Origin of the sequence: Streptomyces xinghaiensis S187, from assembly GCF_000220705.2 — a bacterium.
Classification (GTDB): domain Bacteria; phylum Actinomycetota; class Actinomycetes; order Streptomycetales; family Streptomycetaceae; genus Streptomyces; species Streptomyces xinghaiensis.
Map to the genome: position 1 here is coordinate 4,239,924 of NZ_CP023202.1, position 14,274 is coordinate 4,254,197.

Genomic DNA, 14,274 nt, shown 5'->3' on the forward strand with positions numbered 1-14,274 from the left:
CCGGCACCGAGCAGAATCTGCCACGGACGCCCGCCGCCCCCGCCACCGGACCCGCCGACCGGGCAGTGCGGCATACCAGGCACTATGGATGTCGGTGACGGAACGGGCAACGGGAGATACAGCACAGTGGTGGACGTCCACGGCACGGTGGCGGACGGCTTCGAGCCGGTCCGGGACGCCTTCGCCCGCAACTTCGAGGAGCGCGGCGAGCGCGGGGCGGCCGTGGCCGTGCACCGGGACGGGCTGAAGGTCGTCGACCTCTGGGCCGGAACGGCCGACCCGTACGGAACCGAGCCGTGGACGGCGGACACCGCGCAGATCGTGCGGTCCGTCACCAAGGGCGTCGCCGCGGCCGTACCGCTCCTGCTGCAACAGCGCGGACAGCTCGATCTGGACGCGCCGCTCGGCACCTACTGGCCCGAGTTCAAGGCCGCCGGCAAGGAACGGGTGCTCGTCCGGCATCTGCTCAACCACCGAGCCGGGGTGCCCGTGCTGGACACCCCGCTCACCCCCGCACAGGCGCTCGACGATGTGAGCGGGCCGGAGGCGCTGGCCGCCCAGGCACCCGCATGGGAGCCCGGGACGGCGCACGGCTACCACGCCATGACCTACAGCTGGCTGCTGGCAGAGCTGGTCCGCCGCGTCGGCGGCCGCCCGATCGGGCGGTGGATCGCCGAGGAGATCGCCGCCCCCCTCGGGCTGGAACTGTGGCTGGGGCTCCCGGCCGGGCAACAGGACCGCGTGGGACGGATCGCGGAGGTACAGGCCCCCGCCCGGCCCGCCGCGGCAGGGCTCCGCGTCCGCCCGAAGCGGTCCGTCACCGACGCCTACGCCGACCCGGACTCCCTGACACGGCGCGCCTTCGCCGCCGTCGACCCGCTGCCGGACGAGAACGCCCCGGCCTACCGCGCCGCCGGACTCCCCGCCTCCGGCGGCATCGCCACGGCCCGGGCACTCTCCCGCTTCTACGCCGCGCTGATCGGGCCCGTGGAAGACGGCCGCAGGCTCTTCGTCCCGGCGACCCTCACCCAGGCCCGTACGGAGGAGTCCGCCGGTCCGGACCAGGTCCTGGTCGTGGACACCCGCTTCGGGCTCGGCTACATGCTCCACGGCCCGGCCTGCCCGCTGCTGTCCGCCGGTTCCTTCGGCCACCCGGGCCGCGGCGGCTCCCTGGCCTTCGCCGACCCGGAAGCAGGCGTCGGCTTCGGCTATGTGACGAACGGTCTGCAGCAGAACGTGACGGCGGACCCCAGGGCCCAGGCGCTGGTCCGCGCGCTCCGGGGATGCCTGCGAGGGCTTGGGGCGGAGACGTCAGGTCTCTGAGCCGGGGGTCGGCGCTGCGGCAGGGCTGGCGCTGCGGCGGGGCTGGGGCTGAAGTGGGGCCGGCGCTGGGCCGGGGCCAGCGCTGAGGTGGGGCGGTTGGGGGCCGCCCCTGGTGGTGGCTCGGGGGCGCGGGGCCGTGGGGGCCGGGTTGGCAGTGGGATAGGGCCGCAGCGGGATTGGCCGCGGGATGCGTTGGAGGCTGTCCGTCGCGAGTTGTCCGGTGGCGTGACGGTTGGGGTTACGGCGCCGGGTGGGCGGCGCGATGGTGGTGGCGGGTGCGTCGCGGGCTGCCCGTTGTTGTGGTGGTTGGGGGTTACGGCATCCGTGCTGGGGGTGGCCCCGTGGTCGGTCGTCTATCCGGTGCCGTGCGCGCCCGGGGACGGCTTGAAAAGCATGGCGTGGCTGGTGCCGGTGGGGGTGCGCGGAAGCACACGCGCGCCTGGGCTTCTCGGCTTCCCGTGCGTTGTGGCGGGCTGTCGGTGGTGGCGGTCGCGGGTGGGTGGCGGGGTGGCTGCTGTGGGGGTGTCGGCTGCCGCTGGGGTCGGGGCCTGGGTGGTGGCTTTTCCGGTGGGCAGGCTGTGGCCGGTGACGGTGGCACACGGGTGTTGACACCCGGCTGGGGAGGCGCCGCCGGGGTGCATGTGCCCTGTTCTTGGGCTCTGCCGCTGCCGTGGCGGGTTCTCGGTCGTGGTGGCGGTCGTGGGTGGTGTTGCTGGTGTTTGGTGTGGGCCATGGGGGTGGAGTTCCCGGGTCCGCTTTCGCTCACTCGTTCGGGTGGTTCCATGCTCTGGACCTGGATTCATCACCGTCCGTGACGGAAAATAGGGGGTAGGAACTCGCTCCGTGAGGGCGGGAGTTCACACGGGTGATCCGGACGGGGGGAATGTCATGCAGGCCACGCTGCTCGACCACGACGACACGGCCACGACCGGGGACACCACCGGCCCGCCGGGAGAGCCGGTGACGGCGGATGAGTGGGCCGCGCACCTGGCCACGGCCGCCCCGGGTCCGCAGACGGCGGCGATGCTCGGCCTGCTGGAGCGCGGGCAGCTTTCCACCACGGGGCGGATCGATGCTTTGAAGGCCTGGGAGCGGCACACCTCCTGGATTCAGGCGCAGCAGGTGGGTCTGCTGGCGGATATCGAGGCGGATGCTCTGGATGCGAGGCCGGATGGGATGGGCTGGGCGGACTATGACTGGGACTTCGCCTGTGAGGATGTGGCCTGTGCGTTGAAGCTGTCGGGGAACACGGCCGCGGAGCGTCTGGCGGTGGCCACCGCCCTGGAGGGCCGTTTCCCCACCACCGTCGGCCTGTTGGAGCGCGGGGAGATCTGTTATCTGCAGGCGAAGGCGGTGACGGAGGTCACCGGCACCCTGGACCCGGAGGCCGCCGGGCGGGTGGAGGCGATGGTGGTGGCGAAGATGCCGGGCCAGTCGGTGGGCCAGACCGGCGGGCGTTGAACCGGGCGGTGCTGCGGGCGGATCCGCTGGGGGCGGAGGTGCGGCATCGCCGGCGGCGGGAGGACCGCACGATCTGGCACCGCGCGACCGAGGACGGTATGGCCACCTGGACCGCGTTCCTCCCCACCCCGCAAGCCGCGCAGTTGGATGCTGCCGTCGATGCGCACGCCGCCACGTTCGGCGATGACGGGCGCACGCTGAACCAGAAGCGGGTGGACGCCCTGTATGACCTGGTCGTCAACCGCCCCGCCGGGGACGCGACCCCCGGTGGCCGGTCGGCGGCGGTGGTCCAGGTGACGGTGTCGATGGACACGTTGATCGGGGCGGATGAGGAGCCCGGACAGCTCAAGGGCTACGGGCCAATCGGCGCCACCGCGGCGCGGGAGGTGGCTTTCGCTCCGGGCACGATCTGGCGGCGTCTGATCACCCACCCGAAGACCGGGCTGCTGGTCAAGACCGATCCGACCACCTACAAGCCCACCGCCGAGACCCAACGCCACGTCACCGCCCGCGACATGACCTGCACCTTCCCCTCCTGCCAGATGCCCGCCCACCGCTGCGACCTGGACCACATCCAGCCCTTCGACCACCAGGACCCGCAAGCGGGTGGGGCGACGGAGCCGGACAATCTGATGCCGCTGTGCCGACGCCACCACCTGTTGAAACACCGCACCGAATGGCAGGTGCAGCGCAACCCCGACACCGGCGCAGTCACCTGGACCGCGCCGACCGGCCACACCTACACCAACCCACCCCACACCCACACCTAGCCCCAGCGGGCCGACCACCCGCGCCAGCCCCTCCGCCACCACGCGGAGGGGCCCACACCCCTGCCCGAAGCCAGAACCCACCCCGGGCCACTAACCGGACGGGCAACACCTGCCGGTGACCAGGCGCACCTCAACGCCGACGCGCACCGGTGACGGCAAGCACCTCGGCCTCCACGGGCACGAGCCGCCCCCAGCCCCCACCGACCGGCAACCGGCAACCGGCGAGAGGCAAGAGGAGAGAGGCAGCCGTCGAGAGGAGAGAGCAGAGCCCGTCGCGCAGCCACCCCACCACGACCGTCACCACCGACAGCCCGCCACAACGCACGGGAAGCCGAGAAGCCCAGGCGCGCGTGTGCTTCCGCGCACCCCCACCGGCACCAGCCACGCCATGCTTTTCAAGCCGTCCCCGGGCGCGCACGGCACCGGATAGACGACCGACCACGGGGCCACCCCCAGCACGGATGTCGTAACCCCCACCACCACAACAACGGGCAGCCCGCGACGCACCCGCCACCACCATCGCGCCGCCCACCCGGCGCTGTAACCCCAACCGTCACGCCACCGGGCAGCCCGCGACGCACCCGCCACCACCATCGCGCCGCCCACCCGGCGCTGTAACCCCAACCGTCACGCCACCGGGCAGCCCGCGACGCACCCGCCACCGCCATCGCGCCGCCCACCCGGCGCCGTAACCCCAACCACCCACCGGGCCGGCCGGTACATCTCGAAAGGTGTCAGTACGTCAAGAAGTCCGCACGTGTGGTCAGCGACCGCGGACCGCTCGCGGTCAGCCGCCCGCGCGCAGGATGTCGGCGACGATCGGTCCCGCCGTCTTGCCGCCGTGGCCCGCCGCCGGGACGACCGCCGCCGCGGCGACGTCGTTGCGGTATGCCGTGAACCAGCCGTTGGGCTTCTTCTGCCCGTCGACCTCCGCCGAACCGGTCTTCCCACCGATGTCCCCGCCGAGCCCCGCCATGGCCTCGGCCGCCGTACCGGAAGTCGCCGTCAGCCGCATCAGGCCCCGCAGCGCGTCCGCCGTGCCGGCCGACATGGTGCGCGGTGCCTTGGCGATCGTGCGGTCGTCCACCGACACCGGCACGAGCACCGGCTGGCGGAAGACCCCCGACTTCACCGTCGCCGAGACGGACGCCATGGTCAGCGGGTTCATCCGGACTCCGCCCTGCCCGATGAGCGAGGCGGCCATCGGCGCGTCCTTCTGGGTGGGCACGGCACCGTCGAAGGTCACCACCCCCGTCTGCCAGTCGAGGCCGATGCCGAAGATGTCCCGGGCCGTCTTGCCGAGGTCCGCGCCGGACAGCTCTCCGGCCTGCGAGATGAAGGCCGTGTTGCAGGAGGCGGCGAAACTCTGCGCGAAAGTGCCGCCCTTGATCTCGAACTTGTCGAGGTTCTGGAACTTCCAGCCGCCGTACGAGAAGTACTTCGGGCACGGGTGCGCCTTCGACGGGGACGCCAGCCCCTTCTCCAGCAGCATCGCGGAGGTCACGACCTTCATCGTGGAACCGGGTGCCAGTGAACCCCGCAGCGCGACGTTGAAGCCGTCCGCCGGGGCGTTGGCGATCGCCAGGATCTCGCCGGTGCTGGGCTTGATCGCCACGGCGGCGGCCTTGGAGCGGTCGGCCACGGCCTTCTCGGCGGCGGCCTGGAGGCCGGCGTCGATGGTCGTCCGCAGCTCGCCCGGTTCTCCCTCGGCGAGCACCTTCAGCGTCTTGTCCGGCTGTTCGTCGCCCTCCTCGCGCTGCACGGCCAGCTCCACGGCGGGCTTGCCGCCGGCCTTGTCGCCGTACCGTTCGCGCAGGCTGGCCAGTACCTCGGCGAGCTGAGGGTGGTCTTCCTTGGTCAGTTCCTCGCCGTCGCGGTCCAGGGCCTTGATCGGCGGGGCCTCGGACTCGCCGGTGACGAGGGCGTCACCCTTTCCGAGTTCCGGGTGCACGACGGACGGCTCCCAGCGCACCAGGGCCTTGCCGGAGGTCTCGTCCCGGACGACGGTCAGTGCGGAGTCGTAGGAGACGGTCGCCCGCTCCTTCTCGTACACGACCTCCGCGGTGACCCCGAAGGGGACCTTCGCACCGGTGGCCGCGTCGGGCTGGAGGGTGACCTTCTCGACGGCCGCTTCCTCGCGGTAGCCGGTGAGGGCGGCGGTGGCGGCCGTGCTGTCGTCCGTGAACTCCGCGGCCTTCTCCGGCTGTCCGGCGGCCCAGGCGGTGAGGAACCCCTCGGAGGTCTCACGTATCTCGTCCGCGCTGGGCGGGCCGGTCTTCACCTCGGGCTGGGCAGCCGTGGTAGTCGTGGAGCCGTTCCCGCCGTCGCCGGACGTCAGGCCGTACACGCCGTAACCTGCGGCCCCCACCATCGCGGTGAACACACCGCCGATGACGGCGGCCTTCGCGCCACTGCGCATCGGAGAAACCCCCACAGACACTTCGCACTTCGTACTTCGGAAAAGGCACGACACCCCGTGTGGAACGCAACGCGGCGCACTCTACGGCATCCCTCCGACATCACACCCAGGTGTCCAGCCACATGCGGTCCTGCCAGTCGGAGACCGGAATCGGCTGTCCCGTGTAGAGCGGAAAGAAGTAGATGAAGTTCCAGACGATCAGTAGGACGAGCACTCCGGCGCCCACGGTTCCCAGCACTCGCCGCTGTTCCGAGGAGCCCGGCGGCCCGAGCAGCGCGCCGATCGCCATGGCCACGGCGAGGCAGAGGAACGGAACGAAGACCACCGCGTAGAAGAAGAAGATCGTGCGTTCCTGGTAGAGGAACCAGGGCAGCCAGCCGCCCACGATGCCGCAGAGGATCGCGCCCGCGCGCCAGTCGCGCCGGAACCCCCAGCGGTAGACCAGGTACAGCACCGCGAAGCACGCCGCCCACCACAGCATCGGCGTCCCCAGGGCCAGGACTTCCCGGGCGCACTTGTCGGCGGTGCCGACGGGGCAGCCGTCCTCGCCGGGCTGCGGCGACTCGTAGAAGTACGAGACGGGGCGGCCGAGGACGAGCCAGGACCAGGGGTTCGACTGGTAGGGGTGCGGATCGGTCAGCCCGACGTGGAAGTTGTAGACCTCGGACTGGTAGTGCCACAGGCTGCGCAGTGGTTCCGGCACCCAGGTCATGTCGGCCTGCGGCAGCGGGACGCGCAGGCCGAACAGGGAGACGGAGTCGGGCGAGAGACCCCGGCGGCCCTCGGCCCAGCCGCGGAAGTAGCCGCCGCGGGTGAGGAACCAGCCGGCCCAGGACGCGGTGTACGTCACGACGGCGACCGGCACGATCGACAGGAACGCCGGTACCGCGTCGCGGCGCAGCATCGACCGGTACGGACGGTGGGCGCCGGCCGTGCGGCGCGCGGCGGCGTCCCAGAGGACGGTCAGCAGGCCGAAGACCGCCAGGATGTAGAGGCCGTTCCACTTCGTGGCGCAGGCCAGGCCGAGGAAGAGCCCGGCGGCGAGCCGCCACGGCCGCAGGCCGAGCCCCAGCCGGTCACCGATGAGAGCGTCCGGCCGGACGAGGCCCCGCTCTTCCGCTGTTCCCTTCGTCCCCTTCGCCGTTGGAGCGGGCGCGGCCCCCGCCGTCACGGCCGCCGGGTCCCCCCGGTCCGCGGCGGTCGTGAGGGCGTCCGCCAGTTTGGCGCGGGCCTTGTCCCGGTCGATGAGCAGCGCACCGAACGCGGCCAGCACCCAGAACATCACCACCAGGTCGAGCAGCGCCGTCCGGCTCATGACGAAGTGCAGACCATCCACGGCGAGCAGCGCGCCCGCGAGGCAGCCGAGCGCGGTGGAGCGGAACAGCCGCCGCCCGATGCGGCACACCATCAGCACGGAGAGGGTGCCGAGCACCGCCGGCATGAACCGCCAGCCCAGCGGGTGCAGTCCGAACAGGCCCTCACCGAGGGCGATCGTCCACTTTCCGACGGGCGGGTGCACGACGTAACTGTGCTCGGGGTTGAGGGGGATGCTCTGGGGATCGCGCAGGATCTTCTCGTTGGCCTTGTCCGGCCAGCTGCCCTCGTAGCCGAGCTGGAGCAGCGACCAGGCGTCCTTGGCGTAGTACGTCTCGTCGAATATCACCGCGTCCGGGCTGCCGAGGTGCCAGAAGCGCAGGGCGCCCGCGAGCAGCGCGACCAGCAGCGGGCCGGCCCAGGCCGCCCACCGCACCAGCTTCTCGGCGGTGTACGGGTCCACGCCGAGGAGCGTCCACACCCGGGTGCCCGCGGTGCGGTACGGCGGCACCAGCCGGTCGCGGAGCGGGGTACGGGGCTGCTCCGCGTATCCGTAGCGGCGCAGCCGGAGCTGCCAGGAGGTCGGGCCGGCACCCGGAACCGACGCCCCGGAGGGCTGCTCGCCGAGCTCGTGCTCGTACCGGGAGCCGGTGGCGGTGTCACTGGTCACCGCGCCATCGTAGGGAACGCGGCCGCCGGCCGGGTGACGGCTGCCCCCGGGCGGCCGGGCCGGGCCGCGGCCCCGGGCGTCGGCCGGGGAGGTTCCGCAGCTGCGAGGATGACCGGGTGACTGGAACGCTCGTACTGGCAGGGACGCCCATCGGCGCCATCGCGGACGCGCCGCCGCGGCTGGCGGAGGAACTGGCCGCGGCCGACGTGGTGGCCGCGGAGGACACCCGGCGACTGCGGCGGCTCACCCAGGCGCTGGGGGTGCAGACCCGTGGACGGGTCGTGTCGTACTTCGAGGGCAACGAGGCGGCCCGGACGCCCGAGTTGGTGGAGGCGCTGGCCGGGGGCGCGCGGGTGCTGCTCGTGACCGATGCCGGGATGCCGTCGGTGTCCGACCCCGGCTACCGGCTCGTCGCGGCCGCGGTGGAGCGGGGGATCGTGGTGACGGCGGTGCCGGGGCCTTCCGCGGTGCTCACGGCGCTGGCCCTGTCGGGCCTGCCCGTCGACCGCTTCTGCTTCGAGGGCTTCCTGCCGCGCAAGGCCGGGGAGCGGCTGGGCAGGCTGCGGGAGGTGGCGGACGAGCGGCGCACCCTCGTCTACTTCGAGGCACCGCACCGGCTGGACGACACCCTGGCCGCGATGGCCGAGGTCTTCGGCGCGGAGCGGCGCGCCGCCGTCTGCCGGGAGCTGACCAAGACCTACGAGGAGGTGCGGCGGGGGCCGCTGGCCGAATTGGCGGCCTGGGCGGCCGAGGGCGTACGGGGCGAGATCACCGTGGTCGTGGAGGGCGCGCCGGAGAAGGGCCCGGCCGAGCTGGACCCGGCGGAACTGGTGCGCCGGGTGGGCGTGCGGGAGGAGGCCGGCGAGCGGCGCAAGGAGGCCATCGCGGCGGTCGCGGCCGAGGCGGGTCTGCCCAAGCGCGAGGTGTTCGACGCGGTGGTGGCGGCGAAAAACGCCGCGAGGGGTGCGGCGAAGGACGCGGCGACGAACGCGGGAGGGGCTCGGTGAAGGGCGCGGCGCGGGGCCGCTGAGCGGTGGCCCGGTCCTCGCCGGGCGACGGGAGCCGCGGTGGTCCGGCCCGTAAACTCGCTGCCATGGCGGCAGCGACATCATCCGGCGGACCCGGGTACAGCGGCAGCGGCAGCGGGAAGCGGGACGGCGCGACCGGGCCCGGGCAGGCCGGAAGCTCCGGCAAGGGCTCGGCGAAGGCCGGCAAGAACGCGCCGCCGCCGCTGCCGGAGCCGCTGCGCGTGCCGGTCGCCGACTCGCACACGCATCTGGACATGCAGTCCGGCACGGTCGGGGACGCGCTCGCCAAGGCGGCCGCGGTGGGCGTCACCACCGTGATCCAGGTCGGCTGCGACATCGCCGGTTCCCGCTGGGCGGCGGAGACGGCGGCCGCGCACGGAAGCGTCTGGGCGACCGTGGCGCTGCATCCCAACGAGGCGCCGCGCATCGTGCTCGGCGATCCCGACGGCTGGTCCCGGCAGGGTGCCCGCGAGCCCGGTGGCGAGGCGGCGCTGGACGCCGCCCTCGACGAGATCGACGCCCTCGCGGGCCTGCCGCAGGTGCGGGGCGTCGGCGAGACCGGCCTGGACCACTTCCGTACGGGACCGGAGGGGATGGCCGCGCAGGAGCGGTCGTTCCGCCGGCACATCGACATGGCCAAGCGGCACGGCAAGGCGCTCGTCATCCACGACCGCGAGGCACACGCGGACGTGCTGCGGGTGCTCGACGAGGAGGGCGCGCCCGGCACGGTCGTCTTCCACTGCTTCTCGGGTGACGCGGAGATGGCCAAGATCTGCGCCGGCCAGGGCTACCTCATGTCCTTCGCGGGCAACGTCACGTTCAAGAACGCGCAGCCGCTGCGCGACGCGCTCGCGGTCGCGCCGCTCGACCTGCTGCTCGTGGAGACGGACGCTCCCTTCCTCACCCCGGCGCCGTACCGCGGACGGCCGAACGCCCCGTACCTCATTCCGCTGACGCTGCGGGCCATGGCGGAGGTCAAGGGTGTACCGGAAGACGCCCTCGCGGAGGCGGTCGCGGCCAACACGGCGCGCGCCTTCGGCTACTGAGAGCCGGACGCGGGGCCCGGGCCGGAGGCATTTCACCCGCCCGCGGACAGTACTTTACGTAGTCATACGACTTTGGAGAGTGAGCACCGCTCCGCTACAGTCCGCCTCCGACCGCCGGACAGTGGAGCGTTGTGAGCACACATCAGGGGAGTCACCGGGGCGAACGCCGCGGCGGCCGTGGACCGGCCGACGGGGACGGCGTGGGGGCGGGATCCGCACCCGCACCCGCGTCCGGAGTCCATGCGGAGCCGGGAACCACGGCGGAGCACGGGGGCGCGAGCGCGCCCGGCGGGCGGTGGCCGGGCGGCTGGTTCTGCGGAGACCCGGCGCCGTCCTCGCCGGGTGCCGCACCGGCGGGGCCCCCGGCGTCGCCTGCGGCACCTTCGGCATTCCGGGAGGCGTCCCCGGCGCCTCCGCGGCCTCTCCCACCTCTGTGGCCCGTGGCGCCTTCGGCACCTCCGGCATCCTCGGCGCCATCGCCGGGGGTGACGACGTGGATGGCCTCGGCGGTGCCTCCGCCCAGCTCCCCGCCCTCCCCGCCCTCCCCTCCGGTTCCTCCGGCTCCTCCAGCCCCTCCGGTCTTCCGGACCTCGCCGCCGTCCCCACCGCCTCCCCCGGGACCGCAGAGTCCGCCGCGGACGCCCCACGGCGCCCATCGTGCCCCGTACGGGCACAGTGCCCACCCCGCGCCGCCGCCGGGCGGTTACGGCGCTCCGCCGCGTGTCCCGCGCCGGGAGGGCGACACGCTTCCCGAGTCGCACGGCCCCTACACCCACCCGCCGTACGACCCGTCCAGTGCCCGCACCGAACCGCGCGATCTGCCGTCGGTGCCGCGGACCGCTCCGGAGAACGCCAACCCGTACGGAGGCGGGGCCAGTTGGTCGGTCCTTCCGCCGGTCCTTCCGCCGGCCCCTCCACCGGTCCGGCCTCCGGTCCGCCCGGCCGGGATCCCCCCGGCCGGTCCGGTGTCCGACGCGCCGTCCGCCGTGGCCTCGTCCGTCCCCGCCCCGCCCCTGGGCCCGGGATATGGCCGGGGCGGGACGCGGCGGGCGGCGCGGCGCAGGCACCGGCCGACGCGCCCGGAGCGGTTGCGCAGGCTGCTCCCGCAGGCTCTCGTCGTGGTCGCGCTGGCGGGCGGTACGTGGGCGTTCCTCGCTCACGACAAGGCCGTCCGGCTGAGCGTCGACGGCCGGCAGCGCACCCTGCACACCTTCGCCGGCGACACCGGTGAACTCCTCGATGACGAAGGCGTGCGCCTGGGCCCGCACGATGCCGTGGACCCCGTGCCCGGGCGTCCCCTCGCGCACGGCGACCGGATCGCCGTGCGCCGCGGCAAGCCCCTGGATCTCACCGTCGACACCGAGCGGCGCGCCCGCTGGACCACCGCCGCCACGGTCCGGGGCGCGCTGCGCGAACTCCGGGTGCCCGCGGAGGGCGCGTATCTCTCCGTGCCGCACTGGGCCGGCATTCCGCGCTCCGGGCTCGTCCTGGAGGTGCGGACCCGGCGGACCGTCACGGTGACCGCCGACGGACGGCAGCGCACTCTGCGCACCAACGCGGGCACGGTCAGGGACGCCGTGGCGGAGGCCGGGGTCGTGCTGCGCGGCCGGGACACCACGTTCCCGCCGCCGGACACCTTTCCCCGCGACCGCGGAGTCCTCAGGGTGCTGCGGGGCCGCGTGGATCGACGGGTCCGGGAGGAACCGATTCCGTACCCCGCGGTCCGGCGGGCCCATCCGGTCCTCCTCCGGGGCGCGGAGGTGCATACCGGGGCCGCCATGGCCCCTTGCGTGTCCGCCGGGCGGCCCCGGTACGCACCGCCGGGCGACCGGACGGTCGGGGCCAAGAAGCTGTACGTCCAGCGAGGTGCGCTCCTCTGGCCGGACTGCGGGCCCGGACCGAACGCGTGAGGACCGGTGCGGACTGCGGGTCCGACCGGGCCGCGGGTCCGAACCGGACCGCGGGTCCGACCGGCTGTCCGGCCGGGCTGTCCGAACGGACCGCTGGTCCGGAACGCCCGGGCCGGGTTCGCCCGCACCCGGACGGGCGGGCGGCTGCCGGTCCCCGCCGCGGCCGTAAGCTTCACGGGTGAGCACGAGCACCGACACCGACGGGCCCGGCCCCCTCCTGGGCCCCGCCGACGTCCGCGAACTGGCCGCCGCCCTGGGCGTGCGCCCCACCAAGCAGCGCGGCCAGAACTTCGTCATCGACGCCAACACGGTGCGCCGTATCGTCCGGACCGCCGAAGTGCGGCCCGAGGACACGGTCGTGGAGATCGGCCCGGGGCTGGGATCGCTGACCCTGGCGCTGCTGGAGGCCGCCGACCGCGTGGTGGCGGTCGAGATCGACGACGTCCTGGCGGCCGCGCTCCCGGCCACCGTCGGCGCACGGCTGCCGGAGCGCGCCGACCGCTTCGCGCTGGTGCACTCGGACGCGATGCGCGTCACCGAACTGCCCGGCCCGCCGCCGACGGCCCTGGTGGCCAACCTTCCGTACAACGTCGCGGTGCCCGTTCTGCTGCACATGCTGGAACGCTTCCCCAGCATCGAACGCACGCTCGTCATGGTGCAGGCAGAGGTGGCCGACCGGCTCGCCGCGCCGCCGGGCTCCAAGGTGTACGGCGTGCCGTCGGTGAAGGCCGCCTGGTACGCGACGGTGAAGCGCGCCGGATCCATCGGGCGCAACGTGTTCTGGCCGGCGCCCAACGTCGACTCCGGGCTGGTCTCGCTGGTTCGCCGTGGCGAGCCGCTGCGGACGGCGGCTGCACGGGAGGACGTGTTCGCGGTCGTGGACGCCGCCTTCGCCCAGCGGCGCAAGACGCTCCGCGCGGCGCTCGCGGGCTGGGCCGGTTCCGCCGCCGCGGCTGAGGAGGCGCTGGTGGCGGCGGGGGTGTCGCCGCAGGCGCGTGGCGAGTCGCTGACGGTGGAGGAGTTCGCGGCGATCGCGGAGCACAAGCCCGGACGCGAGCCCGGGACCGCCGCCGCCCCCGGAACCGGGACCGCTGGCCGTACGGGCGGCGGGCGGACCGGCGGGCACGAGACCAGGCGCCGTCAGCAGCGGTGAGCAGCGACGGCAGCGGACCGGACGAACGATACGGAGCACCCCCAGTGACCGGAATCAGCGCGCACGGGCAGCACAGCCCGAGCAGCCCGCACAGTCCCAGCGGCCAGGGCGGTCAGGGCGGCCCGGCCGCCCGACCGGACCGTGCGGCGGAGCACGGGTCCGTCACCGTCCGCGTACCGGCGAAGGTGAATGTGCAGCTGGCCGTCGGCGGGCTCCGGCCGGACGGTTTCCACGACCTCGCCAACGTCTTCCTCGCCGTCGGCCTGTACGACGAGATCACGGCCGTCCCGGCCGGTGCGCCGGGCATCACCGTCACCGTCACCGGCCCGGACGCCGGCCAGGTGCCGCTGGACCGCACCAACCTCGCGGTCCGGGCGGCGGAACTCCTGGCCGCCCGCCACGGGACCGAGCCGCGGGTGCGGCTCCACATCGCCAAGGACATCCCCGTCGCCGGCGGCATGGCGGGGGGCAGCGCCGACGCCGCCGGGGCCCTGCTCGCCTGCGACGCCCTGTGGGGCACCGGGGCGAGCCGCGAGGAACTCCTGGACATCTGCGCGGAGTTGGGCAGCGACGTACCGTTCAGCCTGCTGGGCGGCGCGGCGCTGGGCCGGGGCCGGGGCGAACAGCTCACCCCGCTGGACGTGGGCGGCGCCTTCCACTGGGTCTTCGCCGTCGCGGACGGCGGCCTCTCCACCCCGGCCGTCTACCGGGAGTGCGACCGGCTGCGCGAGCTCTCCGGCACGGGCGCCACCGTGACGGACATCCCCGATCCGGAACCGTCCCGCCCGCTCCTCGACGCCCTGGCCGCCGGGGACGCCGCCGCACTGGCGGACGCCCTCATGGCCGGCGGGGCCGGCAACGACCTCCAGGCCGCGGCACTCTCGCTGCGCCCCTCCCTGGCGGACACGCTCGCGGCGGGGGCGCGGGCCGGCGCCCTGGCCGGCCTCGTCTCCGGCTCCGGCCCGACCACCGCGTTCCTCGCCGGGTCGGCCCGCGAGGCGGAGCTCCTGGCCCGTGCCCTGCGCGACTCCGGCACCTGCCGCACCGCCCGCGTCGCCGCGTCCCCGGCCGCCGGAGCGACCTTGCTCACACCCGCCGCGTACCCGTCCGCGTAGGGAGCGCGCCGCCCGCGGCCCGCCGTGCTCCGCGCCCGCGGGGTTGTCCACGGCCCGTCCGGCCG

General features: G+C 74.1%; 10 protein-coding genes. 8 read left to right on the forward strand and 2 right to left on the reverse strand.

Annotated elements, in window-relative coordinates; all coding sequences use genetic code 11:
• Window positions 1-84 precede the first annotated feature (84 nt).
• The 3 genes from SXIN_RS18230 (at window position 85) to SXIN_RS32775 (ending at window position 3,554) form a co-directional block, all read left to right on the forward strand.
• On the forward strand, window positions 85-1,323 hold the full coding sequence (locus SXIN_RS18230) for a serine hydrolase domain-containing protein (protein WP_050931229.1): 1,239 nt from the start codon (window positions 85-87) through the stop codon (window positions 1,321-1,323).
• A gap of 888 nt (window positions 1,324-2,211) precedes the next feature.
• Window positions 2,212-2,784, forward strand: coding sequence for a DUF222 domain-containing protein (locus tag SXIN_RS32770; protein WP_272951815.1), 573 nt, complete (start codon window positions 2,212-2,214; stop codon window positions 2,782-2,784).
• Window positions 2,785-2,822: 38 nt separating this feature from the next.
• Complete coding sequence (locus tag SXIN_RS32775; RefSeq protein ID WP_272951832.1) at window positions 2,823-3,554, forward strand: HNH endonuclease signature motif containing protein; 732 nt, start codon at window positions 2,823-2,825, stop codon at window positions 3,552-3,554.
• Between the two features lie 787 nt (window positions 3,555-4,341).
• On the opposite strand, the gene SXIN_RS18240 is transcribed toward SXIN_RS32775, so the two are convergent.
• Both SXIN_RS18240 and SXIN_RS18245 read right to left on the reverse strand, forming a co-directional pair.
• A complete protein-coding gene (locus SXIN_RS18240) occupies window positions 4,342-5,973 on the reverse strand; it encodes a penicillin-binding transpeptidase domain-containing protein (protein WP_019711786.1) in 1,632 nt (543 codons plus the stop codon).
• A gap of 100 nt (window positions 5,974-6,073) precedes the next feature.
• A complete protein-coding gene (locus SXIN_RS18245; RefSeq protein WP_019711785.1) occupies window positions 6,074-7,957 on the reverse strand; it encodes a dolichyl-phosphate-mannose--protein mannosyltransferase in 1,884 nt (627 codons plus the stop codon).
• Window positions 7,958-8,073: 116 nt separating this feature from the next.
• On the opposite strand from SXIN_RS18245, the gene rsmI reads away from it, so the two are divergent.
• The 5 genes from rsmI to SXIN_RS18270 all read left to right on the forward strand — a co-directional run bounded on the left by rsmI (window position 8,074) and on the right by SXIN_RS18270 (window position 14,209).
• On the forward strand, window positions 8,074-8,964 hold the full coding sequence (rsmI, locus tag SXIN_RS18250; protein ID WP_019711784.1) for a 16S rRNA (cytidine(1402)-2'-O)-methyltransferase: 891 nt from the start codon (window positions 8,074-8,076) through the stop codon (window positions 8,962-8,964).
• An 86-nt stretch (window positions 8,965-9,050) separates the two neighbouring features.
• Window positions 9,051-10,031: a TatD family hydrolase gene (locus tag SXIN_RS18255; RefSeq protein WP_019711783.1), complete on the forward strand. Its 981-nt coding sequence runs from the start codon at window positions 9,051-9,053 to the stop codon at window positions 10,029-10,031.
• 1,088 nt (window positions 10,032-11,119) lie between these two features.
• Window positions 11,120-11,941: a ubiquitin-like domain-containing protein gene (locus SXIN_RS32320; RefSeq protein WP_019706137.1), complete on the forward strand. Its 822-nt coding sequence runs from the start codon at window positions 11,120-11,122 to the stop codon at window positions 11,939-11,941.
• A 178-nt stretch (window positions 11,942-12,119) separates the two neighbouring features.
• A complete protein-coding gene (rsmA, locus tag SXIN_RS18265) occupies window positions 12,120-13,094 on the forward strand; it encodes a 16S rRNA (adenine(1518)-N(6)/adenine(1519)-N(6))-dimethyltransferase RsmA (RefSeq protein ID WP_019711782.1) in 975 nt (324 codons plus the stop codon).
• 44 nt (window positions 13,095-13,138) lie between these two features.
• On the forward strand, window positions 13,139-14,209 hold the full coding sequence (locus SXIN_RS18270) for a 4-(cytidine 5'-diphospho)-2-C-methyl-D-erythritol kinase (RefSeq protein WP_272951816.1): 1,071 nt from the start codon (window positions 13,139-13,141) through the stop codon (window positions 14,207-14,209).
• Window positions 14,210-14,274: the final 65 nt, after the last annotated feature.

What these genes read in the sequence shown, in the direction of transcription:
- SXIN_RS32770 (WP_272951815.1), top strand. Translation starts at nt 2,212, where the DNA reads ATGCAGGCCACGCTGCTCGACCACGACGACACGGCCACGACCGGGGAC.
- SXIN_RS18255 (WP_019711783.1), top strand. Translation starts at nt 9,051, where the DNA reads ATGGCGGCAGCGACATCATCCGGCGGACCCGGGTACAGCGGCAGCGGC.
- SXIN_RS18230 (WP_050931229.1), top strand. Translation starts at nt 85, where the DNA reads ATGGATGTCGGTGACGGAACGGGCAACGGGAGATACAGCACAGTGGTG.
- SXIN_RS18240 (WP_019711786.1), bottom strand. Translation starts at nt 5,973, where the DNA reads ATGCGCAGTGGCGCGAAGGCCGCCGTCATCGGCGGTGTGTTCACCGCG.